Source organism: Enterobacter cloacae complex sp. 309I3 (assembly GCF_050031595.1).
Taxonomy (GTDB): Bacteria; Pseudomonadota; Gammaproteobacteria; order Enterobacterales; family Enterobacteriaceae; genus Enterobacter; species Enterobacter cloacae.
The window spans coordinates 1,734,237-1,760,086 of sequence record NZ_JBLGWI010000001.1 but is presented as its reverse complement, the minus strand read 5'-3'; the positions used below and the strand labels follow the sequence as shown (position 1 = coordinate 1,760,086).

Sequence of the window (25,850 nt, the reverse complement as noted above, 5' to 3'; positions counted from 1 at the left end):
CGGAAATAACTCTTAGCGGCCTTATGGTAATAAGGCAATATTTTTCAGTAACCTATAAGAGCTTGATCTGATTAATTGTGCCAAACCGCTGTTCATACTGATGAAACGTCTTTCTGCAGAATAAATAACCAGCTCCGGCGCTAACCTGCTGAGTAAAGATGGGTAAAACCACTTTGAGACTGGCGCGCCGTTTCCTATTCTTTCCGTTAATTACATCTGTCATAAGAGAGTGACTCATGGATCGTATAATTACTTCCTCACGCGACCGCACATCGCTACTCAGCACCCACAAGGTGCTGCGCAATACGTACTTTATGCTCAGCCTGACGCTGGCGTTTTCGGCGATCACCGCCACCGCCAGCACCGTGCTGATGCTGCCGTCTCCGGGGCTGATCCTGACGCTGGTGGGGATGTACGGTCTGATGTTCCTGACCTACAAAACTGCTGACAAACCGGTCGGTATTCTCTCCGCGTTCGCCTTTACCGGCTTCCTGGGTTATATCCTGGGGCCAATCCTGAACGCGTACCTGTCTGCCGGCATGGGTGATGTGATCGGTATGGCGCTGGGCGGCACCGCGCTGGTGTTCTTCTGCTGCTCCGCCTACGTGCTGACCACCCGCAAGGACATGTCCTTCCTCGGCGGTATGCTGATGGCAGGTATCGTGGTGGTGCTGATTGGTATGGTGGCTAACATCTTCCTGCAGCTCCCTGCCCTGCACCTGGCAATTAGCGCGGTGTTTATCCTGCTGTCATCCGGCGCGATCCTGTATGAAACCAGCAACATCATTCACGGCGGAGAGACCAACTACATCCGCGCTACCGTGAGCCTGTATGTGTCGCTGTACAACATCTTCGTCAGCCTGCTGAGCATCCTGGGATTCGCCAGCCGGGATTAAGCCGACCAGCTGAAACAAAAAGGAGAATGCCGCTGGCATTCTCCTTTTTTTATGCCCTATTCACCCCGGCAAATATAGGTGGGGTAATGCCGGTCCTGAATCAACCATACAGAAGGCGAAAGTTCCGAGATCCGAAGATAGTAACGTGCCGTCGGAGAGGCGAAGCTACCCCATTGGGTATTAGGCGTATTGTCATTGTGCCGACGCCAGGTTTTGGTGTAACTCAACACAATGACATTATCATCGTCCCGCTGCTTCCAGGTAAATTCCACATCCCTGTCAACGATTAGGTTTTGCCCACCGGCCCTTGCTGCGCCTTTGTAAGTAGTCAAACCAGTACCGTCACGATGAAAATAGAACTGAGCAACGGTATTCACCTTTACTTCACTGGTTCTTCCCTCATTGCGCGTAAAATTAAACTCAGTGCTGCAGGCCAGCACATCCCTTTTAAAGGCGCCGCCGGAATAGTAAAAAACGGCCAGCGCGCCTCCCACCAAAGCACCGCCCAACCCGGCGAGAAATTTTATTTTCATTTCTCTGCCCCGCTTTTATAACGAATGGTTTTGCACAGGCTGGTTTTACTGACCGGACAGGCACCAATGAACACTTCATCCGCAGCAGGAATGGTAAATCGGGCGCTGAAATAATATATATCGTACGCCTCACGCTCGCATGCTACGTTATTCATCTTCAGCCGCTCCGCTAATTTCGATAACACTAACGGGCGACCATGATCGTTGATAATCCAGATGCTGCAGCGCGCAATTTTTCCGTTAACCGGCAAAAGGTTCTCCGGGACGGCAATCCCCTGCTGTCGGCCAAAGTAAAAACTTGCCGCCAACGCAGCAAGAATCACTAAAACCGCAATCGACCATCTTTTCAATGACGCATGCTGTGGTTTTACCTTTTGCGGTGCGGAGGATGGCTGAGGATCGGCGGATTGAACAGTCTCTCCTGGCTGAATAACCACATCGGCAACAAAGCGAAAACCATAACGGGGTACGGTCACGATAAATTCGTGTCCCTCACCCAGAGACTGGAAGCATTTACGTAATTCGCTGACCGCTTTATTGAGGTTATTTCCTGAAGGCGTAAAGCCGAATTCCTCCCATACGCGCGTGATCAATTCTTCCCGACTCAGGTCGCATCCTTTGTGCTTAATAAACTCCTGTAAAAGCCGAACGGCAGGTGCCGAAAGGGGTAATACAGATTCAGGTTGTCCAACAAGACTTATTGCATGTGCTTCAGGATCAAATAACAACGAATTATTGCATATAAAAAACATCTTTTATTCTCGGCTGTTACCGCATGCTTTTTAATCCCTGGTACATCGACAAGAAAACCGCCCCCTGACCTGCTTGTTTTTTCGTCAGAAGGAGTTCCCTCCCTATCCCTGGTCGCGGTATTTTCGCTTAACTATACAACCTTAAAGCAAGAAAAGCAGGATAAAAAACTGTATTTGGCGAGTTAATTAATACAAATTTTCACAAACTGCTGTTCTGGTTAAAGTTTCCCTGCCCTGAAGCGATACGAAAGCAGACGGTGTCCTGGTGTTAACGCGCCGCCGATGAACTCAGAGCAGGCAGACTGAAAGTGAAACAGATAAATCGAGTGAACGTAACAACCGCCTTGTATGTCGCCGCGCTGTCGTTGCCATTTTTCTCAGAAATGGCAATAGCGAATATGAGCGTATACCCCATGGAACTTAATGTAGATAAGTCCGGTGCGGCGCAAATAAAAGTGGCGTCAAAAACGGATGATATTCAGTTCATTCGGGTGAGGCAAAAGAAAATTCTTAATCCTGGCACTGCTCAGGAAAAAGAAATTGATGTGGCCTCGTGGAAAGAAGGCGGTGTTGTTGTCACGCCTGAAAAATTCGCCCTTGCGGCAGGCGCAATGCGCGTAGTTCGCCTGGTCTCGCTTATACCACCAGAAAAAGAGACTACATGGCGCGTCTATTTTGAAGGGGTGAAACAACCGGACAGTATTATTCCGGGCAAGGCAGAAACCCCTGCAGCAACGGCGACCCTGGGTGTCAATGTGATCTGGGGGGCACTGGTCCATCTCGCACCAGAAAAAAGCGTGGTTTCACTGTCGTTGGACCCTGTCAGGGGCACTTTAAAAAACAACGGAACGCTGCGCGTCCCGCTGAGAGAAATAGGGATTTGTGATGCAAATTCATCGTGTAAATGGATTAAAGAAGACGCGACGATTTATCCGGATACCGAACGGAAATTAAAAACGCTCACAACAATACAGGGCCAGAAATATAAATTCCGCTACTTCAACTGGGTGAATAAAACCGCTGAAGAAGCTGACTTACCCGTCGTGCAATAACACGACATCACAGTAAAAACCCGTGTGGTTTGTTTAAAGAGCCATGGTGCTCGTTTGTAAATATGGAGATATCAATGCGTAAGTATATTAAACCTCTGATGATCGTTGCCGCGATGACTACGTCCGTGAGCGCGCTAGCGATTCAAAAAGATATTACCGTCAACGCCAGCGTTGATTCACAGCTTGATATGACCCAGGCCGATAACACGCCGCTGCCGGCAAGTATCGATATGCAGTACCTGCCTGGTCGTGGTCTGGAAAGCTACCGTCTGAATACCAAGGTGTGGTCTAACTCCGCCACCAGCAACGTAAAAGTCCGTCTGGTGAGCGCAGCGAAGCTGGCGAATGCCGACGGCGCTGAGACCATCCCAATGACGGTGAAGCTGGGCGATAAAACCCTGACCACCGCTGACGTTGAATTTACCGGCACTGAACTGTTCCCGGGGAGCATTGAAAACGGTTCTGCGGTACTGCCATTGACCATCTCTCAGACCACCAAAGGTATTCTGAAAACTGGTCAGTACAGCGGCGTTGTCAGCCTGATGCTGACGCAAGCGACAACCACGGAAGGCGGTGCGTAACACCACAGCACCTAAGGAATAACGTCAGAGGGTGCCCACCCTCTGACGTCAGGATGATGTCGAGGCTCGTTCATGGCTTTTCACAGAAATACTCTTCTCTTTGTTGCTTTGTTACCCGCATCCATCCAACTTGCCTGCGCCGCGATGGCCGTCCCGGCAGGGTTTGAAGATCTGGCAAAAACGCAGCGCCTGTGGACAGAGGTGAACCTCTACGGCGAGTCGCTTGGCCTGTTTGAAACGGATATCACGCTTGAAACGGTAAGTTTTGTCGCCCCAGAAACCGTGGTTGCGGCCATCAAACGTCAGTTTAATGACGATCCCGCCCTTGTTGCTACCGTGTCGGCCGCGCTGGCCGTTCCGCTTGCCCGTAACGGCAATCTGGCCTGCAGTAGCAACGGCTCCGCAGCGGGATGCGATTACATTAAAACAGACCGTGCGGCCATTATTTATGACGAGAATAACGCCCGCATTAGCCTGTTTTTGGACAAAAAATTCCTGCCGAAACCGACAACAGAAAATCAGTGGTACCAACCCACTCAGGACACTGAAAACGCACTGATCCACCAGCAGAATATTAATTTTGTTGCAGACAGGGATTACCAGTCAGCCACCGTGCAGGGCAATGGCGCACTGGCGCTCACCCAGGATGGCTATTTTAATCTCGACTGGACCTGGCTGAGGCAGCGCTCAAGACACCAGCAGCAACAGGAGATCACCGTTAACAACGCCTGGTTCCGCCAGGATATCTGGCGTCAGTACTATGTCCAGTTAGGTGAGATGGATACCCGCGATTTGTTCAGTAACGCCGGTGGAAATATTAACCTCAGCCAACTGCCGCTGGGAAAAATTCGCGGCCTGCGCACGGGTTCGACAAGAGCATGGATTAACCCGGTTCAGCAGTCGAAGGGAACCCCCATCACCGTGCTGCTTTCCCATGACGCGCGAATTGACGCCCGCCGGGGCAATCAGCTGCTGGCGAGCTTTTACCTGACTGCCGGGGCGCAAACTCTGGACACACGAGCATTCCCGGACGGGAGCTATACCGTGACGCTCTCCGTTTATGAAAATAACCGGCTGACGCGTACCGAGCAGGTACCGTTTACCCGAACCGGCATTACACCCTTCGACCGCGTCGAGTGGTTTCTGCAGGCGGGCGAAACAGACAATAGTGATCAAAATGAAGAACGCAGCGCGATTGCGCAGGCGGGTGTACGCCTGCCCGTCACTCAGACGCTGGCGCTAACGAGTGGCGCAACGATAAAGAAAAACCAGCGTTTTCTGGAAAATGCCCTCGACTGGAGCCGGGGTTTCAATGCGGGGCCAATCGATGGCGTGCTGAATACCCGGTTTAGCTACCTTTACGGCAGCGAAGGTCAACGCGGCAATATTCAGCAAGTCAGCTACAACGACGGTTTTTCACTGAGCGTCTATCGCAATGCGTTATCAGCAGAGAACTGCAATACCCGAAGCGCTGGGTTTGACGCCGTGAACGGTTGTTATCGCACTCTCTCGGTGATGTTCTCTGTTCCAGTCGGTTCCTGGTATGCAAGTCTGGGGTATTCGGATAACCACAACGAAGGAAGGTACGTTACGCGTCGCGAGTTGCCGGACAATGACGATCGCCACGATGCGGGTTTGCCATGGGATTCGGTCTATATGACCCGTTCGCGCACGCGGGCCTGGCAAGGGGGGCTGAGCAACGCTTTTAGCACCCATGGCCTGAACATTAACAGCAGTATTAACCTGTTCATGCGTCACGATGACGCCCGCGAAAGCAGGGATAAAGGCGGCTACCTGAGCGTGAGCCTGTCCATGGCCCATAGCCGCCAGGGGGATGCATCAAGTTACACCTCTGTGGGCGCAACATGGCAACACCAGCAGCGCGAAAAAAATCAGCTGAGCTACAACGTGGCACATAACTGGTACGCCGATGCACGTGGTGAAAATGAGTATGGCGTGAGCGCGTCAGGCATAAACAGCGACTCGCTAAACACCTCAGCCTATACGCGCCAGGGCGGGCGATTTGGCAACGCCAGCCTGACCGTTAGCGATGCCTGGGATCGTCAGGAACAGCGCCACACGCTGAGCAGCAGCGGTAATTACAACTCGACCCTTGCGCTGTCGCGTTCTGGTCTGTGGCTGGGCCGCTGGAGCGACGGTCGTCCTGCTTCCGCTGTCGCAGTTAATGTTGCCACGCTGGAAGATTCTCAGGATCCGCGCGTCGCCGTATCGCTGGATAACGGCGGTAGTGCAGATATTCCGGGCAATAGCCGTGCTCTCTTCGCGGTGCCGGGTTATCAGCAGACTACGTTAACGATTAACGAATCGCTGGATGTCTCGCAGGGAGCCAGCAGTGAAATTACGCAAGGTTCTGGCAGCAGAACGCTGTTTATGGTGCCAGGCAAACTGCTGCGTCGGGACGTACAAACCACCGCAAGTTACACCTGGCTCGGCCAGTTAACCGACGAGCGTCACGTGCCGTTTATCGGCGGCGTGCCGCTTAACGTGAACGGCTGGAGCGACCTTGGCAACGGTGGGTTTAGCGCACAAAGCGACGCTCTGCTGCATAACCTCTACCTGGTGCGTCAGCAGCAGTTTTATCAGTGCGCGCTGACCGTGAAGAGTATGCGCGACGTGGTGCGCTACGTCGGGTCGATCCCTTGCCGGGAATTAACCTTCTCTGCCCTGCCGGATGCCGTCCAGCAGCAGGCGCAGCTGATGCTGGCCGGACGCTCGGTTCCAGCGGGCCCGACAGCCATGAACGCCGACAACCTCACAAAAGGGAAATGATGTGAATAAGTGCCTCTTTATTTTACTGTGCTTAAGTCTGTGGACAGGCCAGACGCTGGCGGGTGCCCCCGCGGGACGAAGCACCAGCACAGGGATCAGCTTCGATCGCATGGCTGCGCCAGCACGTTTCGATATCTGGCTTCATGAATCAGGCGGCTATGACGCCGCCGACCCGCAAAAATGGGGACGTAATACCCTGACCTGTCAGTCCCGGACTGACACCACGTACGGTGCCTGCATGACCGCCCCGGTCTGGTTCTCAGCGAACCCGGCCGCGCCTTATGCCATCACCTTACGTTTTACGCATGCCCTTACCCGCAAAACGGTAGATATTAAGGTGTATGGCGATCACTACATGTTTATCAACAACAAAGTATTTACCTTTGCCAGCTTTGTCACGGGAGGAACCAGCGATCTGGTGGCCTGGAACAGAGAGCCGTACTTCGATTTTTATATCGTAAAAGGCGAACTGGATAAGCTCACCCTGTCGGGGATCTGGACCGCAACGCTGAAGCAGAATCTGCGTCAATGGGGAAGCGCCAGCTGCGGCGGGAACTTTAATGATGTGAATGTCGGATGTCCGGGTTATCTCACCATCGCCAACTGGCAGGCCAATATTCGCATTGAGGTGGTCGATTCGGGAAATCAGCAGATTTATCTGCCGGCATTTCCGCACTCAACGCCCATCGTTAACCTCAACCTGACTAACTTCCCGGGGCGGCCCGGTGGCAGTGAGATCCAGGGGGAAAATACGCTGGATATGTGCCTGTACGACGGCAAAAACAGCACCAGCACCCGCGCCTATCTTCGCTTTGAAGACGATGGGCTCCCCGCAGCGGATCGTGCCGAAGGCGCGTTTTCTATCCGGCGGCGCGGTGGAAGCCAAACGGATGCGCGGGATCGTCTTGATTATCGGATCTCCGTCACCAATCCAATCACAGGCGCAACCGAAACTGTCGCTAACGGTAAAACCGTGGTCTGGCAAGGTACCAACGATCCGCAGTATCTGCGTCAGGTCATCCTTCCCGGCGGACGCGAGACCGTACTGTGCATTCCTGCCCCGATTATCCTGAAAACCCCTGCATTTGCTGCCAGCAGCAAAAACGCGGGCGACTACACCGGTACGCTGCGTGTGATCTACACACCCAGCACGTTATAACGAGGTCACTGTGAGTTACGCCATTCTCGACAATAATCGATTTTACGCCGAAGGGTTACGCTATGCGCTGCAGCGTCGGGGCGTTCAGTTAGCGGTCCATTGCGACACCGTACAATGGCAGCCTTTGCTGGTTACACGTCGCGTGGTTGTCGTCCGCTGTCGTTTTTCCGTTGCGGCTACGCATCAGGCGCTGATAAGCATTTTGCTCAAATTGGAAGCCGCACGCTGGAAAGGCAGCCTCTATCTGGTCTGCAACGAGAAGGGATGGGCACTGGCAACGCATTTACGCAAGCGCTTCGCTGCGTTAACCATTTATATCATAGATGACAGGATCGCGGTTGCCGACGCGGCGTACTTACTGGCAAAAGAGCCCCGCCGCCTTCGGAGCCTGGACTGCTGTCTGACGGGACTGGAATTCAGCGTGCTCGACCTTATGCTAACCGGGTTGCCGGTGCGCCACATTGCCCGCATGACGCGCATGTCGGAGAAACAGGTCTCGACACATAAATGCAATGCACTGAAAAAGCTCAATGCCAATAATCTGCTGCAGCTACTCCTGTAGGTCACGGTTTATCCTGAAGCCTCTTTTTTGCTACACTGTCGCCGATTTTTTCACACACGACTGAAGATTATGTTGATTTTTGCAGGCCAGGAAATTGAGACCGATAGCGAAGGCTATCTTAAAGACACGACGCTCTGGAGCGAGGCGCTGGCGGAAGTGATTGCAGAAAAAGAGGCGATCGCGCTCTCCCCGGAGCACTGGGAAGTGGTGCGCTTTGTGCGCGAGTTCTATCTCGAATTCAATACCTCTCCGGCTATCCGGATGCTGGTTAAAGCCATGGCCAATAAATTCGGTGAAGAGAAAGGCAACAGCCGCTATCTGTATCGTCTGTTCCCGAAAGGCCCGGCCAAACAGGCCACCAAAATTGCCGGCCTGCCTAAACCCGTGAAATGCATTTAGTAGCGAATACCGAAGTTCATGTATTCCCGGCCGGGTTGATGCGGTTCGGTTAAGACCTTATCAACCCGGGCACTGCGCGGCCCACCCGCTTTCAGCCACGCCAGCAGTTTTTCAACCTGCTCTGCCTCGCCACAGGCGACCACCTCAACGCTGCCATCATCCATGTTTCGCGCATATCCCGTTAGCCCAAGCTGAACGGCCTCGCGCTGCGTGCTGTAGCGAAAGCCCACGCCCTGAACGACGCCGTGAACCCAGGCGATAGTGCAGACTTTTGACATCTTCCTTCTCCTTATCCGTCTGGCGCGTTGCATTTCCCCGGCGAACTCGGGAAAATGGCGGCCATTTTCTTGAATCGACAGAATAGCAAATTATGAGTGTACGTTTAGTGTTGGCCAAAGGGCGCGAGAAGTCATTACTGCGCCGTCATCCCTGGGTCTTTTCCGGCGCGGTTGCACGTATGGAAGGTAAAGCCAGCCTCGGTGAAACCATTGATATTGTTGACCATCAGGGGAAATGGTTAGCACGAGGCGCCTACTCGCCAGCCTCCCAGATCCGCGCGCGCGTCTGGACCTTCGACAAAGATGAAACCATCGATATCGACTTCTTCGTGCGTCGTTTGCAGCAGGCGCAGCAGTGGCGCGACTGGCTGGCCAAACGCGATGGTCTGGACAGCTACCGCCTGATTGCCGGAGAGTCCGACGGTCTGCCGGGCGTGACCATTGACCGCTTCGGTAACTTCCTGGTCCTGCAGTTACTGAGCGCTGGGGCGGAATACCAGCGCGCCGCGCTGATAAGCGCCCTGCAGTCTCTGTTCCCGGAGTGCGCCATCTATGACCGCAGCGATGTGGCTGTGCGTAAAAAAGAGGGAATGGAACTGACCCAGGGTCCGGTGACCGGCGAACTGCCGCCTGCCCTGCTGCCTATCGAAGAACAGGGCATGAAGCTGCTGGTGGATATTCAGGGTGGTCATAAAACGGGCTATTACCTCGACCAGCGTGACAGCCGTCTGGCCACGCGTCAGTACGTTGCCGACAAACGCGTGCTCAACTGCTTCTCTTACACCGGCGGCTTTGCGGTATCGGCTTTAATGGGCGGCTGCGCGCAGGTGGTGAGCGTGGATACGTCTCAGGAAGCGCTGGATGTGGCAAAACAGAACGTCGAGCTGAACAAGCTGGATCTGAGCAAAGCCGAATTCATTCGCGACGACGTCTTCAAACTGCTGCGTAAATATCGCGATCAGGGTGAGAAGTTTGACGTTATCGTGATGGATCCGCCTAAGTTTGTGGAGAACAAAAGCCAGCTGATGGGTGCCTGCCGCGGCTATAAAGATATCAACATGCTGGCCATTCAGCTGTTGAACCCAGGCGGCGTGCTGCTCACCTTCTCCTGCTCTGGACTGATGACCACAGATTTATTTCAGAAAATCATCGCCGATGCCGCAATAGATGCTGGTCGTGATGTACAATTTATAGAGCAGTTCCGTCAGGCAGCCGATCACCCGGTGATCGCTACCTACCCGGAAGGGCTGTATCTGAAAGGGTTTGCCTGTCGCGTCATGTAACTTGAAAAGAGAAATATTGCCCGCACATAGAGTGTAAGTAGTGTTTCCCGGGAGGTGACTATGATTGCCAGCAAATTCGGTATCGGCCAGCAGGTCCGCCACACTTTGCTCGGGTATTTGGGTGTGGTCGTGGATATCGACCCGGAGTATTCCCTTGATGAACCGTCGGCGGATGAGCTGGCGGTGAACGCAGAGCTTCGCGCCGCACCCTGGTACCATGTGGTGATGGAAGGTGATGATGGACAACCCGTCCATACTTATCTTGCTGAGGCGCAGCTAAGCAGTGAATTGCAGGATGAGCATCCGGAGCAACCCACGATGGATGAACTGGCTCAGACTATCCGCAAACAGTTACAGGCTCCGCGCCTGCGGAACTAAGCGTGTAAAAAAAGCCCGATAACGGGCTTTTTTTTATGACTTTGTCAGCCCCAGCCGGGGGATTTCAATCGCCGGACAGCGGTCCATCACCACCTTCAGCCCCGCCTCGCGCGCCAGCACCGCGGCCTGTTCGTTAATAACGCCTAACTGCATCCACAGCGTTTTCGCACCGATGGCAATGGCCTCCTGCGCCACGCCCCATGCAGCCTCGGAATTACGGAACACATCCACCATATCAACCTTTTCCGGTACGTCGTTTAGCGTGGCGTATCCTTGCTGGCCCAGCAAGGTCTTACCGGCCACTTTTGGTGACACAGGGATGACGTGGTAGCCCTGATCGAGAAGGTACTTCATTACCCGATAGCTTGGACGATCCGGTTTATCGCTCGCCCCCACCAGCGCAATGGTGCGTGTGGACGTCAAAATCTCGGCAATATCATTCTCTTTCATGCTTTTCCTCCTGGCTTTTTAACAAGTGTATGTCAAAGCGCACATCTCAACCATCCATCCCATACAGATGTATGAGAGCAAAAGGCCAGAATATGTCTATATGTTAGTAAACATGATTATCGACAAATTTAGATACATTATCGCGGTAAGCGTACGTTAAACAGGAGCCCCTATGAAAGCCGGCCTTGCCACTGCTGTGATTGCGTTAGTGATGCCGGTTTGCGTTTTTGCAACCACGCTTCGGCTTTCTTCCGACATTGACCTGCTGGTGCTGGACGGGAAAAAAGTCTCCAGTTCGTTATTACGCGGTGCCGACAGCATCGAACTGGATAACGGCCCTCATCAGGTGGTGTTCCGGGTGGAAAAAACCATCCGCCTTGCTAATCATGAACAACGAACGTATCTCTCCCCCCCGCTGATTATGAGCTTTAACACCCAGCAGGTAAGCCAGGTGAACTTTACGTTGCCGCGTCTGGAAACGGAAAAAGAGTCGGCGACGTTTGACGCCTCGCCGCGTGTGGAACTGGTGGATGGCGATGCCACCCCGATCCCGGTGAAGCTGGATATTCTGGCGCTGACGTCGTCACCGAAGGGCACAGATTATGAGGCCGCAGCGCAAACCTATAACAAAGCGGGTAAGCGCGCCTCGCTGCCCCGGTTTGCCTCCATGATGGCTGACGACAGTACGCTGCTGTCCGGCGTCTCAGAGCTGGATGTGATCCCCCCTCAATCCCAGACGCTGACAGAACAACGCCTGAAATTTTGGTTCCAGCAGGCCGATCCCGACACGCGAGCCCGTTTTTTACAGTGGGTGAAGCAACAACCTTCGTCGTAAGCCACATTTTTTTCGCCTTTCTCTTGCAGCATCAGGCGGTTCCCGTCATCGTGTAGCCAGTTAACCTGATGGATATGATTATGGAACTGACAACACGCACATTACCGGCACGCAAGCACATTGCGCTGGTTGCGCACGATCACTGTAAACAAATGCTGCTTAACTGGGTTCGCCGCCATCAGTCCTTGCTGGAAAAGCACGCCCTCTCGGCGACGGGCACCACCGGTAACCTTATCCACCGCGAAACGGGTCTGGAGGTGAACGCCATGCTGAGCGGCCCGATGGGTGGCGATCAGCAGGTGGGCGCACAGATTTCTGAGGGGAAAATTGATGTTCTGATCTTCTTCTGGGATCCGCTGAATGCGGTTCCGCATGACCCGGACGTGAAAGCGCTGCTGCGTCTTGCCACCGTCTGGAATATTCCGGTGGCGACAAACCTGTCGACGGCGGATTTCATCATTGAATCACCGCAGTTCAACTCGCCGGTTGAAATTCTCATCCCGGATTATCAGCGTTATCTTTCCGAGAGACTGAAGTAGCGTTATGCCCGGCGGCGCTACGCTTGCACGGGCCAACGAGTTTTGTCGGCCGGGTCAGGCGAAGCCACCACCCGGCAATCCCGCTACGGCTTGCGCGCCACCGGCACATCAATACTCTTCAGAATATCGACAAATACTGACGGCTCCTCTTTGTTGAACAGCAGCCACACGCGATGACGCGCGCGGGTGATCGCCACGTACAGCAAACGCCGCTCTTCGGCATCCGGGAAATCCTCCGGTACCGGCAGTAATGCTTCTTCCATCACCGACTCACGGGCAGGGGCCGGGAACCCATCGCTCCCCTCTTTCAGCCCGACCACAATGACGTAATCGGCCTGCTGGCCTTTGCTTGCGTGGATGGTCATAAAATCAAGCTGCAGCTTCGGCCAGCGAGTCGCCGCCTTTTCCAGCACCGCAGGTTTTAGATGGTGATAACGCGCCAGTACCAGAATACGTTCATCTGGCTTTGCGTAGCCGCTGAGTTTGTCCAGCAGCGGCTCAAGCTGGTCTTCCGCCAGCAGGGTTACGGCTTTTTTATCTCCCGCCCTCAGGCTATTAAGCGGCTTGGCCAGCTGATGGGGGTTCTGCTGAATAAAGCGGTTCGCAATTTCGCCAATTCGGGAGTTAAAGCGGTAGGTAGTATCCAGATCGCTGCGATCGCCTTCGCCAAAATAGTGATGGAACGCGGTGGTCAGTGAAAGCTGCGCGCCGCTAAAGCGGTAGATGGCCTGCCAGTCATCCCCGACGGCAAACAGAGAGGTATGTTTATTTTGCGCCCGTAACGCCGAAAGCAGCGCGGCGCGCTGCGGAGAGATATCCTGGAACTCATCAACCAGAATGTGTTTCCACGGGCTGACAAAGCGCCCCTTCTCCAGAATGATGATGGCCTGATGGATCAGGCCTGAGAAGTCGACGGCGTTTTCCTCCTTCAGCGCCGTTTTCAAGGCTTTCAGCAGCGGTGCCATCAGTTTGATCCGCTTTGAAAAAAGCGCGCGGATGTCCTCCGGCGCACTCTCAATCATCTCGGCTTGGGTTCCGCCGTGCATACGCATCAGGCTCATCCAGCGGTCGAGACGCGAGCCAAGCCGACGCGCCAGCTTTTCATCCTGCCAGAAACTGCCTTCCGGCACGTCCCAGTTGAGCTCGTCTTCCAGCCATTGTCGCCACCCTTTCGCCTGCGCTTTTTTCTCGCTGCACTGCTGCCGCCACGCCTTAATAAACAGGGCCTGACGCGCCTGGGTGTCGTTTTCCAGTTTACTGATGGAAGGGACTTTTTTGCTGCCCTGCTGAATGATGTGCAGGGCAAGGGCATGGAAGGTTCGGGCGGTAATATCCCGGGTGTGCAAACGCTCCTGAATGCGTTCGTCCATCTCCTGCGCCGCCTTGCGACCAAACGCCAGCAGCAGGATCTGATCGGCGACGGCCTCGCCCGTTGTCAGCAACCACCCCGCCCGCGCGACCAGTACGGACGTTTTGCCGCTCCCGGCTCCCGCGAGCACCAGCAGCGATTGTTCGCCGTTAACCACGGCGCGAGCCTGGGCAGGATTCAGCGGCGACGACTCCACCGTACTGAAGAAATCGGCATAGCGGGTGAGCATTTCGTCAGTCCACGCCTGGTTATGCGCCAGCCGGCTCTTGTCTGCGTCGCTCAGCCAGGCCTGACACTGTCGCCAGGCGTCACGGCAATTATCAAACTCATTGAGACGCGTCACCGGTAACGGCAGCGCCGTCAGCGCCTGCCTGATTTTTTGCTGCAGACCGGCGGTCTGCTGACGGGTCAGCCATGTTTGTTGGGCATTACTCTGCGCGATATCACTCAGCACCTGCTGCAGGACCTGTGCGGCTATCACGCTCATATCGTGACTCCACTGCTGCCAGAGCTGGTTCAGATGATGATGAAAACGCTGGGTTTCGCCCCACTCCGTACCGTGAAGACGCACGACTTTATCCGCAGGAAGCACAAACTCCAGTTCGCCCCATACCAGCCCGCGTTTGCAGTGGATGGCCAGGAGTTGATTGAACGGAATGAGGTATTCGTGGCGTTCACCGGAGACCTTTACTCCCGCGTTGAGGAGGACAACCTTGTCGTAAGGGTGTTGCGCCAGGCGTTTGCCCATTGAAGTTGCTTTCAGTTCCATATCCAGCCGGATCCACGAAGAGATAATTGCCTGATAGTTTAACTGCCAGTTTTAAGGTGCTCCAGCCTAAAAAAACGTTACAATCATTGGGCGTTAATTTTATCGAAAGGAAGTGAGGGTTTATGCGTACCGTTCTGAATGTGTTGAATTTTGTGCTGGGCGGTTTTGCCACCACCCTTTCCTGGCTTTTTGCCACCCTGGTGAGCATCGTCCTGATTTTTACGCTTCCCCTGACCCGCTCCTGCTGGGAAATCACCAAACTCTCCTTTATCCCTTACGGGAATGAAGCGGTTCACGTTGACGAACTGAACCCGGAGAATAAAAGCGCGCTGATGAACACGGGCGGAACCGTGCTGAACATTCTGTGGCTGATTTTCTTCGGCTGGTGGCTGTGCGTAATGCATATTTTTGCCGGTATTGCGCAGTGCATCACAATCATTGGTATTCCGGTGGGGATCGCGAACTTTAAGATCGCCGCCATCGCTCTGTGGCCTGTCGGGCGCAGGGTAGTTCCGGTCGAAGTGGCCCAGGCGGCGCGTGAAGCGAATGCACGTCGTCGTTTTCAGTGATTAAGGACTGGCCGCGTCTATGCTAAGCCCACTGCTTCGCCGTTACACCTGGAACAGTTCCTGGCTCTATAACGTCAGGATTTTTATCGCACTTTGCGGCACGGTTGCACTGCCGTGGTGGCTGAACGATGTCAAGCTCACCATTCCGCTCACGCTGGGGGTGGTTGCGGGGGCGCTGGCGGATCTCGACGATCGCCTTGCCGGGCGTCTGCGCAACCTGGTCATCACCCTTGTCTGCTTTTTTATTGCCTCCGCGTCCGTGGAGTTGCTGTTCCCGTGGCCGTGGCTGTTTGCTCTAGGCCTTACGCTTTCCACCAGCGGGTTTATTTTGCTGGGTGGGCTGGGGCAGCGCTATGCCACCATCGCGTTTGGCGCCCTGCTGATTGCCATCTACACCATGCTGGGGGTGTCACTTTACGACCAATGGTATCAGCAGCCTGTACTGCTGTTGCTGGGGGCCATCTGGTATAACCTGCTGACGTTAACCGGCCATCTGATCTTCCCGGTTCGCCCTCTGCAGGATAACCTTGCCCGCAGTTACGAGCAGTTGGCCCACTATCTTGAGCTCAAATCCCGGCTGTTTGACCCGGATATCGAAGAGGAGAGCCAGGCTCCGCTCTACGATCTGGCTCTGGCGAACGGCCAGCTTGTCGCCACGCTTAACCAGACAAAAGCGTCGCTGCTTACCCGGCTTCGCGGCGACCGTGGCCAGAGAGGGACGCGCAGAACGCTGCACTATTACTTTGCCGCTCAGGATATTCATGAACGCGCCAGCTCGTCTCATGTTCAGTATGCGGCCCTGCGCGAGAAGTTTCGCTACAGCGACGTTATGTTCCGCTTCCAGCGTCTGCTCTCCATGCAGTCCCAGGCGTGCCAGCAGCTGGCGCGCTCCATTCTGCTGCGCACGCCTTATCAACACGATCCGCGCTTTGAACGCGTGTTCAGCCATCTCGATGCGGCAATTGACCGCGTGCGAGCCAGCGGAACGTCGCCGGAGCACATTAAAGCGTTGGGATTTTTGCTCAATAACCTGCGGGCGATTGATGCTCAGCTGGCAACGATTGAGTCTGAACAGGCCATGGCGCTGCCGGGCAATGAGGCGGACAGTCAGCTCGCGGATGACAGCGTGCACAGTTTTAGCGATATGTGGCTCCGGTTAAGCCGAAACTTTACGCCGGAATCTGCCCTGTTTCGCCATGCGGTACGCATGTCGCTGGTGCTGTGCGTGGGTTACGCCTTTATTCAGATAACCGGTTTACATCACGGGTACTGGATCCTGCTGACCAGCCTGTTCGTCTGCCAGCCGAACTATAACGCCACCCGACACCGCCTGGCGCTGCGTATTATCGGCACGCTGGTGGGGGTCGCAATCGGGCTACCGGTGCTCTATTTTGTGCCCTCGGTGGAAGGCCAGCTGATCCTCATCGTAATCACCGGGGTGCTGTTCTTCGCCTTTCGTAATGTGCAGTACGCCCACGCGACGATGTTCATCACCCTGCTGGTGCTACTCTGCTTTAATCTGCTGGGCGAAGGGTTTGAAGTTGCCCTGCCCCGCGTGATCGATACGCTGCTCGGCTGTGCCATCGCCTGGGCGGCAGTGAGTTTTATCTGGCCCGACTGGCGTTTTCGTAATTTGCCGCGCGTCCTGGACAGGGCGATGAATGCCAACTGCCGCTATCTGGATGCCATTCTTGAACAGTACCACCAGGGACGCGATAACCGTCTGGCTTACCGCATTGCCCGACGTGATGCGCATAACAGCGATGCTGAACTGGCTTCCGTAGTCTCTAATATGTCAACGGAGCCGCGCGCCACGGCAGAAATTCGTGAAACGGCTTTCCGCCTGCTGTGCCTGAACCATACCTTCACCAGCTATATCTCAACGCTCGGTGCCCACCGCGAAAAACTGACAAACCCGGGCATCCTTGCCTTGCTGGATGATGCTGTCTGCTATGTCGATGATGCGCTACATCACCGCCCAGCCGATCAACCGCGTGTCCAGCAGGCGCTGGATGAACTGGCTCAACGGATTGCGCATCTTGACCCAGGAAACGACAGCAAAGCGCCGCTGGTTCTCCAGCAGATTGGTCTGCTTATCGCTCTGCTGCCAGAAATTTGCCGACTGCAACAGCAAATCGCTACCTGGAGGAGCGATTCTCCTGTGGCTCAGGCAGCGCATTAAACCACTCCGTCAGCTCCCGGCGAATTTCCGCCGGGAGTGCCGCTTCATGCAGGCCCTCAATCGCCCCTTCCAGGGCAAACAGTACTTTAATACTGAGCGCTTTATTTTTTGCCCGCAGCTTTAGCCAGCTCGTTCTGGCTCCCAGCGACCGGAGGGTATCTTCGTTGGTAATCCCGGCTTCACAGAGCAGCACTTCCAGCTGAAAAGTCAGGTTGGGCAGATCCTTTAGCCGGTTTCGCTGGTAGCGCTGGATGCGCTCTTTACGCGCGGCATTAAGCGCGTAAGAGGAAAGCTGAAGCAGCCGCTCCCTGTCCTGCCAGAGACCGTCATCCACACGATAATAGTTGAGAAGGATCGGCCGGCCACGTTTCATTAAGGTCAAAAAGGAGGATCCGTTTTTTACACAGTACTTCGCACTTTCCTCACAGGCGCGAAGGTAAAGCTCACCGTCTGACACCATGGCAAACACCGCCTCATCGACGGCCAGGGTATAGCCACCAAAAAGCGCACGATGATGAATTTCTCCTAATGGAGAGAGGTATTCCTGGGATTTATAAATCCGTTCATAAGATATCTTTTTCATGATATTTCCATTAAAAATCAGATATTAACGACGACATTTCTTACTAACGGATCCGTTAACAGGAAAATAGGCAACTTATTGCCGATGAGCAAGATGATTTTTTCAGGTTCGCCAGGAATGAATGAATTTTGCGAGTCGCTTTCCGAAATTGAGGTTGATCTTTATGCATACAGGGGTTACTGTATATTCATACAGTAACTACAGGGCTGGAATGATTATGTACACTTCAGGCTATGCAAATCGCTCAACATCTTTCTCTTCTACCGCTGGCGATGTCGCACAGAACGCCGTCGGGCGTGTTTCGACAGGGCTTATCAGTGAAGTGGTTTATCGTGAAGACCAGCCCCTGTTGACCCAACTTCTGTTACTGCCGCTCTTGCAGCAGCTTGGTCAGCAATCGCGCTGGCAGCTCTGGCTGACGCCGCAGCAGAAACTAAGCCGGGAATGGGTTCAGTCTGCAGGCCTGCCGCTGACGAAGGTCATGCAAATTAACCAACTCTCTCCTTGCGATACGGTTGAGTCGATGATCCGGGCATTACGTACAGGGAATTACAGCGTGGTGATTGGATGGTTATCAGACGAATTGACGGAGCAGGAACATTTTCGCCTCACCGAAGCGGCAGAAGAAGGCAATGCGATCGGCTTTATCATGCGCCCGGTTCGCCAGGATTCTTACCGCAGAGGACAACTTTCTGGGCTAAAAATTCACTCAAATTTGTATCACTGAGCAAATTTAAGAGTTTTCCTGGAATTTTTTTCGACCTTAAGATGCGCTTTTAGTTCCATCGTCCAAAACGGCGGCAAGGCTTGTCTGGTGCGGTTCTTCTTAATTTTATTGCACAAATTTCGTTCAGAAATTGTTAAATAATCGGTATACGGAACTTTTTTTTTCATATGCCTGACGGACTTCACACTTGTAAGTTTTCAGCTACGTTGTAGACTTTACATCGCCAGGGGTGCTCGGCCTAAGCCGAAGATATCGGTAGATTTATATTTGACCACGCCCCCCGGTGAAGGATTTAACCGTGATTCTCGATTGAGATTTTCATGGCGAATTTTGGATGATAACGAGGCGCAAAAAATGAAAAAGACAGCTATCGCGATTGCAGTGGCACTGGCTGGCTTCGCTACCGTAGCGCAGGCCGCTCCGAAAGATAATACCTGGTATGCAGGTGGTAAACTGGGCTGGTCTCAGTTCCATGACACCGGCTGGTACAACAGCGCAAACAACAATGATGGCCCGACTCACGAGAGCCAGCTTGGTGCAGGTGCGTTCGGTGGCTATCAGGTTAACCCGTATGTTGGCTTTGAAATGGGTTACGACTGGTTAGGTCGTATGCCATACAAAGGCGACACCGTAAACGGCGCTTTCAAAGCTCAGGGCGTTCAGCTGACCGCTAAACTGGGTTACCCAGTAACTGACGATCTGGACGTGTACACCCGTCTGGGCGGCATGGTATGGCGCGCTGACTCCAGCAACAGCAACGCTGGCGACGACCACGACACTGGTGTTTCCCCAGTATTCGCTGGTGGCGTAGAGTGGGCTATGACCCGTGACATCGCTACCCGTCTGGAATACCAGTGGGTTAACAACATCGGTGACGGTGCTACCGTTGGTGTTCGTCCAGACAACGGCATGCTGAGCGTAGGTGTTTCCTACCGCTTCGGCCAGCAGGAAGATGCAGCACCAGTTGTTGCTCCAGCGCCGGCTCCAGCTCCAGAAGTACAGACCAAGCACTTCACTCTGAAGTCTGACGTTCTGTTCAACTTCAACAAAGCGACCCTGAAACCAGAAGGTCAGCAGGCACTGGATCAGCTGTACACCCAGCTGAGCAACCTGGATCCTAAAGACGGTTCTGTAGTGGTTCTGGGCTTCACCGACCGTATCGGTTCTGACGCTTACAACCAGAAACTGTCTGAGAAACGTGCTCAGTCTGTTGTTGATTACCTGATCTCTAAAGGTATCCCAGCTAACAAGATCTCCCCACGTGGTATGGGCGAATCTAACCCAGTTACTGGCAACACCTGTGACAACGTTAAAGCTCGCGCTGCTCTGATCGACTGCCTGGCACCAGATCGTCGCGTAGAGATCGAAGTTAAAGGCGTTAAAGACGTTGTAACTCAGCCAGCGGCTTAAGTTATCGTCTTATAAAAAAACCCCGCCATGCGGGGTTTTTTATTATCTGAAGAAACTCAAAAGTTATTTTTTACCCAGCAGCGCCTGAAGATCGTTCTTCAGCGTAGACATCTGGTTGGCGTATTTCTCTTTATGCTCGGCATCTTCAATCAACTGCACCACCGTTTCTGACAACGTTTTTCCCCGCCGTTGCGCAAGCCCTGCAAGACGCTGCCAGACCATGAATTCGAGGTCGATGGATTTTTTACGGGTGTGCTGATGCTCAGCATTAAAATGCCGTTTGCGTCGTGCACGGATAGTTTGCTTCATCCGGTTCAACAGTGCCGGATTGATATGTTTCTCAATCCAGCCATTCACCTGTACCGGTTCATTTTCGAGGGTCAGCAAAATATCCACGGCCTCTTGTGCGGCGCTGGCTTCGATGTAGCAGGTAATCAGCTCCCCTTCTCGGTGCTTTTTGACCAGGTACTTCCATTTCCAGCCGCTTTCGAGATTTTCCAGTTGTTGATATTTCATTGCGATCTCAGTGTTACCACGTAACTCTGTTCAGAATATCAGTTTTTTAGCAATCTGCTGAAAAGAAATCATATCCTGTGAAGCATTGCAGGCGATTCGCTTCCCGAAAACCCCAATCCTGCTTGGGAAGAGCCCCCCGCTTACGGTATACTCCACGGTTTTACATCTGACTAAAAAACATCAACTTTGACCATTACGAAACTTGCATGGCGTGACCTTGTTCCGGATACCGAAAGCTATCAGGAATTGTTTGCACAGCCAGACCTCGCACAAGAACACGAATTCATACTTAGCGATACACAACCGCGTTTGCATTACGCACTGGAGCAGGTGTTAAGCCCGTGGGCGACATCTCCCTTCATGCTGCTCAAAGCCCCGGAAGAAGCCGAGTATTTAACGCTTCTGGGTGATGCCATGCGCCAGTTGCAGCCGGAAGCCAATGCTATTTACGGCGGCCAGTATCGTATTTCAGGACATGATGTCTCTTTCGAACCCGCAGAACAGGCTGATGGCCGTTTTGCGGTAAAGGGCGAAGTGGTATCCGCTAACTGGGCCGAGGCCGAACAACTCTTTGGTTGCCTTCGCCAGTTCAACGGTGAGTTATCGCTGCAACCGGGCCTGGTGCATCGCGCCAATGGCGGCGTACTGATCATTTCCCTGCGTACCCTGCTCTCCCAGCCGCTGCTATGGATGCGCCTGAAAACGATTGTGAGCCAGCAACGATTTGACTGGGTGGGCTATGACGAGTCTCGTCCTCTGCCGGTCTCTGTCCCTTCCATGCCGCTGTCGTTGACCGTGGTGCTGACGGGTGACCGTGAATCGCTGGCTGATTTCCAGGAAATGGAGCCGGAGCTGGCTGCACAGGCGGTGTACAGCGAGTACGAAGACAATATTCAGATTGCTGATGCCGATGACATGGCGCAGTGGTGTCAGTGGGTGATGGCCGTTGCTGCCCGCTTTGCCCTGCCGACGCCTGCGGCTGACGCCTGGCCGGGACTTATCCGCGAAGCGGTTCGCTATACCGGTGACCAGGAGACGCTGCCGCTGTGTCCGCTCTGGATCAGCAAACAGCTGCGTGAAGTGGGTGCGATCAGTGGGAATGGCGCATTTACCTGTGAGCAACTTTCCCAGATGCTGGCCCAAAGAGAGTGGCGGGAAGGCTATCTGGCCGATCGTATGCAGGATGAAATTCTGCTGGAGCAAATTCTGGTCGAGACCGAAGGCGAGCGCATCGGACAGATCAATGCCCTGTCGGTGATTGAATTTCCCGGGCATCCGCGTGCGTTTGGCGAGCCTTCACGCATCAGCTGCGTCGTCCATATTGGCGATGGCGAGTTTACCGACATCGAACGGAAAGCCGAGCTGGGTGGAAACATCCACGCCAAAGGCATGATGATCATGCAGGCGTTCCTGATGTCAGAGCTGCAGCTTGAGCAACAAATCCCCTTCTCTGCCTCGCTGACGTTTGAGCAATCCTACAGCGAAGTGGATGGTGATAGCGCCTCTATGGCCGAGCTGTGTGCCTTAATCAGCGCCCTGGCGGAAGTCCCGATCAATCAGAACATCGCCATTACCGGTTCGGTCGATCAATTTGGTCGTGCCCAGCCTGTGGGGGGCCTGAATGAAAAGATTGAGGGCTTCTTCTCTATTTGTCAGCAACGCGGGTTAAACGGCAAACAGGGTGTGATTATTCCAGCCCCCAACGCACGCCATTTAAGCCTCAGCCAGGCACTGCTGGATGCGGTAGAGCAGGGACAATTCTCCCTCTGGGCCATCGAAGGCGTCGAGGATGCACTACCCTTACTGACAAACCTGGTATGGGACGGCGAGGGACAAACGACCCTGATGCAGACCATCCAGGAGCGCATTGCTCAGGCGACCCAGCAAGATGCTCGTCATCGTTATCCGTGGCCGTTACGCTGGTTAGGTTGGTTTAGTTCAAACTGATCGGACTTGTTCAGCGTACACGTGTTAGCTATCCTGCGTCCTTCACTAAAATAAGGCTTACTGAGAACATGGTAGATAAACGCGAATCCTATACAAAAGAAGATCTTCTTGCCTCTGGTCGCGGTGAACTGTTTGGCGCGAAAGGCCCACAGTTACCGGCCCCGAACATGCTGATGATGGACCGTGTCGTGAAAATGACCGAAACCGGCGGCAACTTCGATAAGGGTTACGTAGAAGCAGAACTCGATATCAATCCGGACCTGTGGTTCTTCGGTTGCCACTTTATTGGCGATCCGGTAATGCCTGGCTGCCTGGGCCTGGATGCGATGTGGCAGCTGGTTGGCTTCTACCTGGGCTGGCTGGGCGGCGAAGGTAAAGGCCGTGCGCTGGGCGTGGGTGAAGTGAAATTCACGGGTCAGGTTCTGCCAACTGCGAAGAAAGTGACCTATCGTATTCACTTCAAACGCATTGTTAACCGCCGCCTGATTATGGGCCTGGCGGATGGCGAAGTGCTGGTAGATGGCCGTCTGATCTATACCGCGAACGACCTAAAAGTGGGCCTGTTCCAGGATACATCTGCTTTCTAAACGCTGCTTTACGCGGCTTCAGAAAGGCGAAACCTCCGCATTGCGGAGGTTTCTGTTTTTAAAGAGACGTTATCAGGCTATGAGTGCCCTGTCGCCGATGGCTTCTCGCCAGCCTCCCAGCCATTGTGACCTTTGATTAATCGTCTGATAAGGACACATTTCTTTAGATCGTCCAGCGATGCCGGCCTGATAACCACGTTGATGAGCCCGTTCCAGGCGATCTCGTTTCTGTCTCTTCATGCCTCGTTTCCCTCATTCTTTTGTCTGGTGGAAAGAAAACAGTGACTGCACAATGCGTGCAGGCACAGATAACGAATACCCCGAATTAGTCGTAGCGTCAACGTTCAAAATTCATACGGATGTCATATTTGTGAGCTAGCCAGAAGATCATTTGTACAAAAATTGTGACCCGGGACAAGTAACGGTCTGACGTAAAACCGAAAAAAAAACCGCAATCAGTGGCAGACCGATTGCGGTTTTTGATGATGAATTTTACTTATGGCAGCCGGGAGATTTCTCTCGCGATGTTGGCCGATTCCTGTGCCCACCCCTGGGCAAGCACTTTCACCATTTCATCATAGCCATCTTTTTGCTGCTTGAGCTCCAGATGGAACGGACGCTTAATCAGCTGTCCCTGATGGTTAAGCAGCCATTCTCCGCTGATGACAACGGCACCGTCATAACGACCATGGAAGCCCGTTACCGTCACGTTCAGCGTGTCCTGGTCGCTTCCAAGAGGCTGGGAGGCGACAACCCAGCCCGGAAGCTGGCTGCTGAGATTCGCCACCAGCGTATTGCGCAACTGTTGATCCAGCGGGCTGGCCCACAGGTTATTATTCGCAATCACATACTGCACATCGCTGGTCTGGTAAACCACCCCGTTGCCGGCCAGATAATCTGGCACAGCCACTTGCTCAACCCACAGCAGACGGTTGCCCTGTGAGGCGGTGCTCTGCGTACCCACCTGCGCCATCAGCGGCAGCTGATAGTAGCTTTTCGTTTCACTCCCTGAGCTACAGGCCGTGAGCACCATCGCACCTACAATCGCTAGCCATTTTTTCATTGTTTCGCCCTCTTCGGCTCAGGATCCTTTTTATCTTTTGCTTCAAACACCAGCGCGTTGCTCTTCTCATTGAGCGTTTTCAGTACGGGCTGCAGTTCACGCAAGACCTGATCAAGACGCTGCATATCTGCCACCATCTTGTTGTAGGCCGCCGAACCAGGCTGGAAGCCCTGCATGCTACGGTTCAGTTCACGCAGCGTTTTCTGCATATCCTGCGGCAACTGCTGCATGCTCTGGCTTGCCGTGAGCTTATTGATGTTATCCAGCGTGGTTTGCAGACGCTGCATCGTCTCCTGGCTCTGATGCAACGAGCCTGTCGCCGCTTCAATCATCGGATTCAGTGGCAGATTGTTGATCTTATCCAGTGTTTCCATCAGACGCTGCTGGATTTGAGCCAGACCGCTGCTCACCGTTGGAATGATCTTGTAGCCGCCAAATTCACGGATACCGGTAATCGGCGGAGCTTTTGGATAGAAATCCATATCCACATACAGCGCACCAGTCACCAGGTTGCCAGTCTTCAGCGAGCCGCGCAGGCCACGGTTCATTAAATCGGTAATATGCGCGCCGATATCCTGATTCTCGCCAATCTGGTTAACCAGACGCTCTGGCTCAATGCGGATCAGCACCGGAATACGATAGTCATCATCAAGTACCTGCTGAAGTCCCGGCACAAAGAACGGCACCTGTCCGACCGTACCCAGACGAATACCGCGGAACTCAACGGGCGCCCCTGGCTGCAGGCCGCGGACGGAATCTTTAAAGAACATCAGGTAATCAATGTGATCGGTATAGAGCGCGTCCTGAATGCTTCTTTGATCGTCAAAGAGCCTGAAGGCCGTTTTCTCGGCCACCGGCTGCCCCAGATCCAGCCCTTCCGGCACGTCAAAGCTGACGCCGCCGCCAAACAGGGTGGTCAGCGACCCCATTTCAACGCGCATACCTGCTGAGGTGAGATCGACCGCGATCCCGCTGTCTTTCCAGAAGCGTACGTTGCTGGTCACCAGACGATCGTTTGGCGCATTGATGAACAGCTGATAGCTGATGGTCCTTTTTTGCGGATCAAAGGTGCTGGTCTCGACCGAGCCAACACGATAGCCGCGGAACAACACCGGATCGCCAGGTGAGAGCTGGCCCGCTTTTTTACTGTCGAGAATCACGCGGATCCCTTTTGCATCAGGCGGGGCTAGCGGTGGAGAGTCTAAAAGCTGATACTGGGCTGGCTGCGTCCCTTTTGCCCCCGGCTGTAGCTCAATATACGCGCCCGAGAGCAGCGTGCCTAAACCACTGATCCCTTCCCGTCCGACCTGCGGTTTAACCACCCAAAAAACGGAGTCACCGTGAAGCAGCTTTTCCATCCCGGCATTTAACCGCGCTTTAATTTCTACATGCGTTAAATCATCCGTCAGGGTGGCGCTTTCAACCACCCCTACATCCACGCTGCGGCTTTTGATGGTCGTTTTACCGCCCTCAATCCCCTCGGCATTGGTGGTGATGAGCGTCACTTCCGGTCCCTGATGGCTGTAATGATAAAACAGGATCCATGCACCGATCAGCGCCGTCACGATGGGAAAAATCCACACCGGTGACCAGTTTTTGACCTTCTGCACTTTCGCCTCTCCACTCTTATTTTCCATGCTC

Annotated in this window: 27 protein-coding genes; 17 read left to right on the top strand and 10 right to left on the bottom strand. The window is 53.9% G+C overall.

Features of this window, described 5'->3' with window-relative positions; genetic code table 11:
• Positions 1-236: 236 nt before the first annotated feature.
• Positions 237-896, top strand: coding sequence for an FtsH protease modulator YccA (gene yccA, locus ACQG22_RS08250; RefSeq protein WP_013097244.1), 660 nt, complete (start codon positions 237-239; stop codon positions 894-896).
• A gap of 56 nt (positions 897-952) precedes the next feature.
• On the opposite strand, the gene ACQG22_RS08245 is transcribed toward yccA, so the two are convergent.
• Both ACQG22_RS08245 and ACQG22_RS08240 read right to left on the bottom strand, forming a co-directional pair.
• Complete coding sequence (locus ACQG22_RS08245) at positions 953-1,429, bottom strand: hypothetical protein (RefSeq protein WP_369706423.1); 477 nt, start codon at positions 1,427-1,429, stop codon at positions 953-955.
• Positions 1,426-2,181 (bottom strand): winged helix-turn-helix domain-containing protein, encoded by a 756-nt coding sequence (locus ACQG22_RS08240; RefSeq protein ID WP_348592169.1) that lies wholly within the window; start codon positions 2,179-2,181, stop codon positions 1,426-1,428. Before ACQG22_RS08240 ends, ACQG22_RS08245 begins: the two co-directional genes overlap by 4 nt.
• Positions 2,182-2,507: 326 nt before the next feature.
• Between ACQG22_RS08240 and ACQG22_RS08235 the strand changes: the two genes are divergently transcribed.
• The 6 genes from ACQG22_RS08235 to tusE all read left to right on the top strand — a co-directional run bounded on the left by ACQG22_RS08235 (position 2,508) and on the right by tusE (position 8,724).
• Positions 2,508-3,233 carry a fimbrial protein gene (locus ACQG22_RS08235; protein ID WP_369706422.1) on the top strand — a complete coding sequence of 242 codons (726 nt, stop codon included), beginning with the start codon at positions 2,508-2,510 and terminating at the stop codon, positions 3,231-3,233.
• A gap of 74 nt (positions 3,234-3,307) precedes the next feature.
• Positions 3,308-3,814, top strand: coding sequence for a CS1 type fimbrial major subunit (locus tag ACQG22_RS08230; RefSeq protein ID WP_047351968.1), 507 nt, complete (start codon positions 3,308-3,310; stop codon positions 3,812-3,814).
• A gap of 72 nt (positions 3,815-3,886) precedes the next feature.
• Positions 3,887-6,604 (top strand): TcfC E-set like domain-containing protein, encoded by a 2,718-nt coding sequence (locus ACQG22_RS08225; protein WP_369706421.1) that lies wholly within the window; start codon positions 3,887-3,889, stop codon positions 6,602-6,604.
• Position 6,605: 1 nt separating this feature from the next.
• Positions 6,606-7,763, top strand: a complete 1,158-nt coding sequence (locus ACQG22_RS08220; RefSeq protein WP_250021291.1) for a CfaE/CblD family pilus tip adhesin — start codon at positions 6,606-6,608, stop codon at positions 7,761-7,763.
• A 10-nt stretch (positions 7,764-7,773) separates the two neighbouring features.
• Positions 7,774-8,325, top strand: a complete 552-nt coding sequence (locus tag ACQG22_RS08215; RefSeq protein ID WP_250021293.1) for a LuxR C-terminal-related transcriptional regulator — start codon at positions 7,774-7,776, stop codon at positions 8,323-8,325.
• 69 nt (positions 8,326-8,394) lie between these two features.
• On the top strand, positions 8,395-8,724 hold the full coding sequence (gene tusE / locus ACQG22_RS08210; protein ID WP_047351965.1) for a sulfurtransferase TusE: 330 nt from the start codon (positions 8,395-8,397) through the stop codon (positions 8,722-8,724).
• On the opposite strand, the gene yccX is transcribed toward tusE, so the two are convergent.
• Complete coding sequence (yccX, locus tag ACQG22_RS08205; RefSeq protein WP_013097246.1) at positions 8,721-9,002, bottom strand: acylphosphatase; 282 nt, start codon at positions 9,000-9,002, stop codon at positions 8,721-8,723. The genes tusE and yccX overlap by 4 nt on opposite strands.
• Positions 9,003-9,094: 92 nt before the next feature.
• Here yccX and rlmI point away from each other — a divergent pair, with 92 nt between their 5' ends.
• Together rlmI and hspQ are read left to right on the top strand one after the other, a co-directional pair.
• Positions 9,095-10,285, top strand: coding sequence for a 23S rRNA (cytosine(1962)-C(5))-methyltransferase RlmI (gene rlmI / locus ACQG22_RS08200; RefSeq protein ID WP_369706420.1), 1,191 nt, complete (start codon positions 9,095-9,097; stop codon positions 10,283-10,285).
• A 60-nt stretch (positions 10,286-10,345) separates the two neighbouring features.
• Positions 10,346-10,663 carry a heat shock protein HspQ gene (hspQ, locus tag ACQG22_RS08195; RefSeq protein WP_013097248.1) on the top strand — a complete coding sequence of 106 codons (318 nt, stop codon included), beginning with the start codon at positions 10,346-10,348 and terminating at the stop codon, positions 10,661-10,663.
• 33 nt (positions 10,664-10,696) lie between these two features.
• Here the strand turns inward: hspQ and ACQG22_RS08190 are convergent, their stop codons facing one another.
• Complete coding sequence (locus ACQG22_RS08190; RefSeq protein ID WP_013097249.1) at positions 10,697-11,113, bottom strand: CoA-binding protein; 417 nt, start codon at positions 11,111-11,113, stop codon at positions 10,697-10,699.
• Positions 11,114-11,285: 172 nt separating this feature from the next.
• Between ACQG22_RS08190 and csgI the strand changes: the two genes are divergently transcribed.
• Together csgI and mgsA are read left to right on the top strand one after the other, a co-directional pair.
• On the top strand, positions 11,286-11,948 hold the full coding sequence (gene csgI / locus ACQG22_RS08185; protein WP_369706419.1) for a curli synthesis inhibitor: 663 nt from the start codon (positions 11,286-11,288) through the stop codon (positions 11,946-11,948).
• An 80-nt stretch (positions 11,949-12,028) separates the two neighbouring features.
• Positions 12,029-12,487: a methylglyoxal synthase gene (gene mgsA, locus ACQG22_RS08180; protein ID WP_013097251.1), complete on the top strand. Its 459-nt coding sequence runs from the start codon at positions 12,029-12,031 to the stop codon at positions 12,485-12,487.
• Positions 12,488-12,570: 83 nt separating this feature from the next.
• Here mgsA and helD read toward each other — a convergent pair whose 3' ends face one another.
• Complete coding sequence (gene helD / locus ACQG22_RS08175) at positions 12,571-14,625, bottom strand: DNA helicase IV (protein WP_369706418.1); 2,055 nt, start codon at positions 14,623-14,625, stop codon at positions 12,571-12,573.
• Between the two features lie 122 nt (positions 14,626-14,747).
• On the opposite strand from helD, the gene ACQG22_RS08170 reads away from it, so the two are divergent.
• Positions 14,748-15,194 (top strand): YccF domain-containing protein, encoded by a 447-nt coding sequence (locus ACQG22_RS08170; protein WP_013097253.1) that lies wholly within the window; start codon positions 14,748-14,750, stop codon positions 15,192-15,194.
• A gap of 19 nt (positions 15,195-15,213) precedes the next feature.
• Positions 15,214-17,376 carry a YccS family putative transporter gene (yccS, locus tag ACQG22_RS08165; protein WP_014831317.1) on the top strand — a complete coding sequence of 721 codons (2,163 nt, stop codon included), beginning with the start codon at positions 15,214-15,216 and terminating at the stop codon, positions 17,374-17,376.
• Here the strand turns inward: yccS and ACQG22_RS08160 are convergent.
• A complete protein-coding gene (locus ACQG22_RS08160) occupies positions 17,333-17,959 on the bottom strand; it encodes a TfoX/Sxy family DNA transformation protein (RefSeq protein WP_013097255.1) in 627 nt (208 codons plus the stop codon). The two genes, yccS and ACQG22_RS08160, sit on opposite strands and share 44 nt — an antisense overlap.
• A 217-nt stretch (positions 17,960-18,176) precedes the next feature.
• Here ACQG22_RS08160 and sulA point away from each other — a divergent pair, with 217 nt between their 5' ends.
• Together sulA and ompA are read left to right on the top strand one after the other, a co-directional pair.
• Entirely contained in the window at positions 18,177-18,686 is a 510-nt protein-coding gene (sulA, locus tag ACQG22_RS08155) for an SOS-induced cell division inhibitor SulA (protein ID WP_013097256.1), read from the top strand.
• Positions 18,687-19,040: 354 nt separating this feature from the next.
• Positions 19,041-20,096 (top strand): porin OmpA, encoded by a 1,056-nt coding sequence (gene ompA / locus ACQG22_RS08150; RefSeq protein WP_141237438.1) that lies wholly within the window; start codon positions 19,041-19,043, stop codon positions 20,094-20,096.
• Between the two features lie 63 nt (positions 20,097-20,159).
• Here the strand turns inward: ompA and matP are convergent, their stop codons facing one another.
• Positions 20,160-20,612: a macrodomain Ter protein MatP gene (matP, locus tag ACQG22_RS08145; RefSeq protein WP_013097258.1), complete on the bottom strand. Its 453-nt coding sequence runs from the start codon at positions 20,610-20,612 to the stop codon at positions 20,160-20,162.
• A gap of 186 nt (positions 20,613-20,798) precedes the next feature.
• Here matP and ACQG22_RS08140 point away from each other — a divergent pair, with 186 nt between their 5' ends.
• A complete protein-coding gene (locus tag ACQG22_RS08140; RefSeq protein ID WP_369706417.1) occupies positions 20,799-22,559 on the top strand; it encodes an AAA family ATPase in 1,761 nt (586 codons plus the stop codon).
• A gap of 68 nt (positions 22,560-22,627) precedes the next feature.
• On the top strand, positions 22,628-23,146 hold the full coding sequence (gene fabA / locus ACQG22_RS08135; RefSeq protein WP_000227926.1) for a bifunctional 3-hydroxydecanoyl-ACP dehydratase/trans-2-decenoyl-ACP isomerase: 519 nt from the start codon (positions 22,628-22,630) through the stop codon (positions 23,144-23,146).
• A gap of 72 nt (positions 23,147-23,218) precedes the next feature.
• Here the strand turns inward: fabA and rmf are convergent, their stop codons facing one another.
• The 3 genes from rmf to pqiB form a co-directional block, all read right to left on the bottom strand.
• Positions 23,219-23,386: a ribosome modulation factor gene (rmf, locus tag ACQG22_RS08130; RefSeq protein WP_013097261.1), complete on the bottom strand. Its 168-nt coding sequence runs from the start codon at positions 23,384-23,386 to the stop codon at positions 23,219-23,221.
• A 256-nt stretch (positions 23,387-23,642) separates the two neighbouring features.
• Positions 23,643-24,209: a membrane integrity-associated transporter subunit PqiC gene (gene pqiC, locus ACQG22_RS08125; RefSeq protein ID WP_013097262.1), complete on the bottom strand. Its 567-nt coding sequence runs from the start codon at positions 24,207-24,209 to the stop codon at positions 23,643-23,645.
• The gene (gene pqiB, locus ACQG22_RS08120) at positions 24,206-25,846 is read right to left on the bottom strand and encodes an intermembrane transport protein PqiB (protein WP_045295738.1); all 1,641 of its coding nucleotides are present in this window, start codon (positions 25,844-25,846) and stop codon (positions 24,206-24,208) included. Before pqiB ends, pqiC begins: the two co-directional genes overlap by 4 nt.
• Positions 25,847-25,850 lie beyond the last annotated feature (4 nt).

Bases quoted from the DNA above. Each gene is read 5' to 3' on its own strand.
- csgI (WP_369706419.1), top strand. From the start codon at position 11,286: ATGAAAGCCGGCCTTGCCACTGCTGTGATTGCGTTAGTGATGCCGGTT.
- fabA (WP_000227926.1), top strand. From the start codon at position 22,628: ATGGTAGATAAACGCGAATCCTATACAAAAGAAGATCTTCTTGCCTCT.
- sulA (WP_013097256.1), top strand. From the start codon at position 18,177: ATGTACACTTCAGGCTATGCAAATCGCTCAACATCTTTCTCTTCTACC.
- yccX (WP_013097246.1), bottom strand. From the start codon at position 9,002: ATGTCAAAAGTCTGCACTATCGCCTGGGTTCACGGCGTCGTTCAGGGC.
- ompA (WP_141237438.1), top strand. From the start codon at position 19,041: ATGAAAAAGACAGCTATCGCGATTGCAGTGGCACTGGCTGGCTTCGCT.
- yccA (WP_013097244.1), top strand. From the start codon at position 237: ATGGATCGTATAATTACTTCCTCACGCGACCGCACATCGCTACTCAGC.
- ACQG22_RS08190 (WP_013097249.1), bottom strand. From the start codon at position 11,113: ATGAAAGAGAATGATATTGCCGAGATTTTGACGTCCACACGCACCATT.
- pqiC (WP_013097262.1), bottom strand. From the start codon at position 24,209: ATGAAAAAATGGCTAGCGATTGTAGGTGCGATGGTGCTCACGGCCTGT.
- yccS (WP_014831317.1), top strand. From the start codon at position 15,214: ATGCTAAGCCCACTGCTTCGCCGTTACACCTGGAACAGTTCCTGGCTC.
- rlmI (WP_369706420.1), top strand. From the start codon at position 9,095: ATGAGTGTACGTTTAGTGTTGGCCAAAGGGCGCGAGAAGTCATTACTG.
- mgsA (WP_013097251.1), top strand. From the start codon at position 12,029: ATGGAACTGACAACACGCACATTACCGGCACGCAAGCACATTGCGCTG.
- helD (WP_369706418.1), bottom strand. From the start codon at position 14,625: ATGGAACTGAAAGCAACTTCAATGGGCAAACGCCTGGCGCAACACCCT.
- pqiB (WP_045295738.1), bottom strand. From the start codon at position 25,846: ATGGAAAATAAGAGTGGAGAGGCGAAAGTGCAGAAGGTCAAAAACTGG.
- ACQG22_RS08230 (WP_047351968.1), top strand. From the start codon at position 3,308: ATGCGTAAGTATATTAAACCTCTGATGATCGTTGCCGCGATGACTACG.
- ACQG22_RS08225 (WP_369706421.1), top strand. From the start codon at position 3,887: ATGGCTTTTCACAGAAATACTCTTCTCTTTGTTGCTTTGTTACCCGCA.
- ACQG22_RS08160 (WP_013097255.1), bottom strand. From the start codon at position 17,959: ATGAAAAAGATATCTTATGAACGGATTTATAAATCCCAGGAATACCTC.
- ACQG22_RS08170 (WP_013097253.1), top strand. From the start codon at position 14,748: ATGCGTACCGTTCTGAATGTGTTGAATTTTGTGCTGGGCGGTTTTGCC.
- ACQG22_RS08240 (WP_348592169.1), bottom strand. From the start codon at position 2,181: ATGTTTTTTATATGCAATAATTCGTTGTTATTTGATCCTGAAGCACAT.
- matP (WP_013097258.1), bottom strand. From the start codon at position 20,612: ATGAAATATCAACAACTGGAAAATCTCGAAAGCGGCTGGAAATGGAAG.
- tusE (WP_047351965.1), top strand. From the start codon at position 8,395: ATGTTGATTTTTGCAGGCCAGGAAATTGAGACCGATAGCGAAGGCTAT.
- hspQ (WP_013097248.1), top strand. From the start codon at position 10,346: ATGATTGCCAGCAAATTCGGTATCGGCCAGCAGGTCCGCCACACTTTG.
- ACQG22_RS08245 (WP_369706423.1), bottom strand. From the start codon at position 1,429: ATGAAAATAAAATTTCTCGCCGGGTTGGGCGGTGCTTTGGTGGGAGGC.
- rmf (WP_013097261.1), bottom strand. From the start codon at position 23,386: ATGAAGAGACAGAAACGAGATCGCCTGGAACGGGCTCATCAACGTGGT.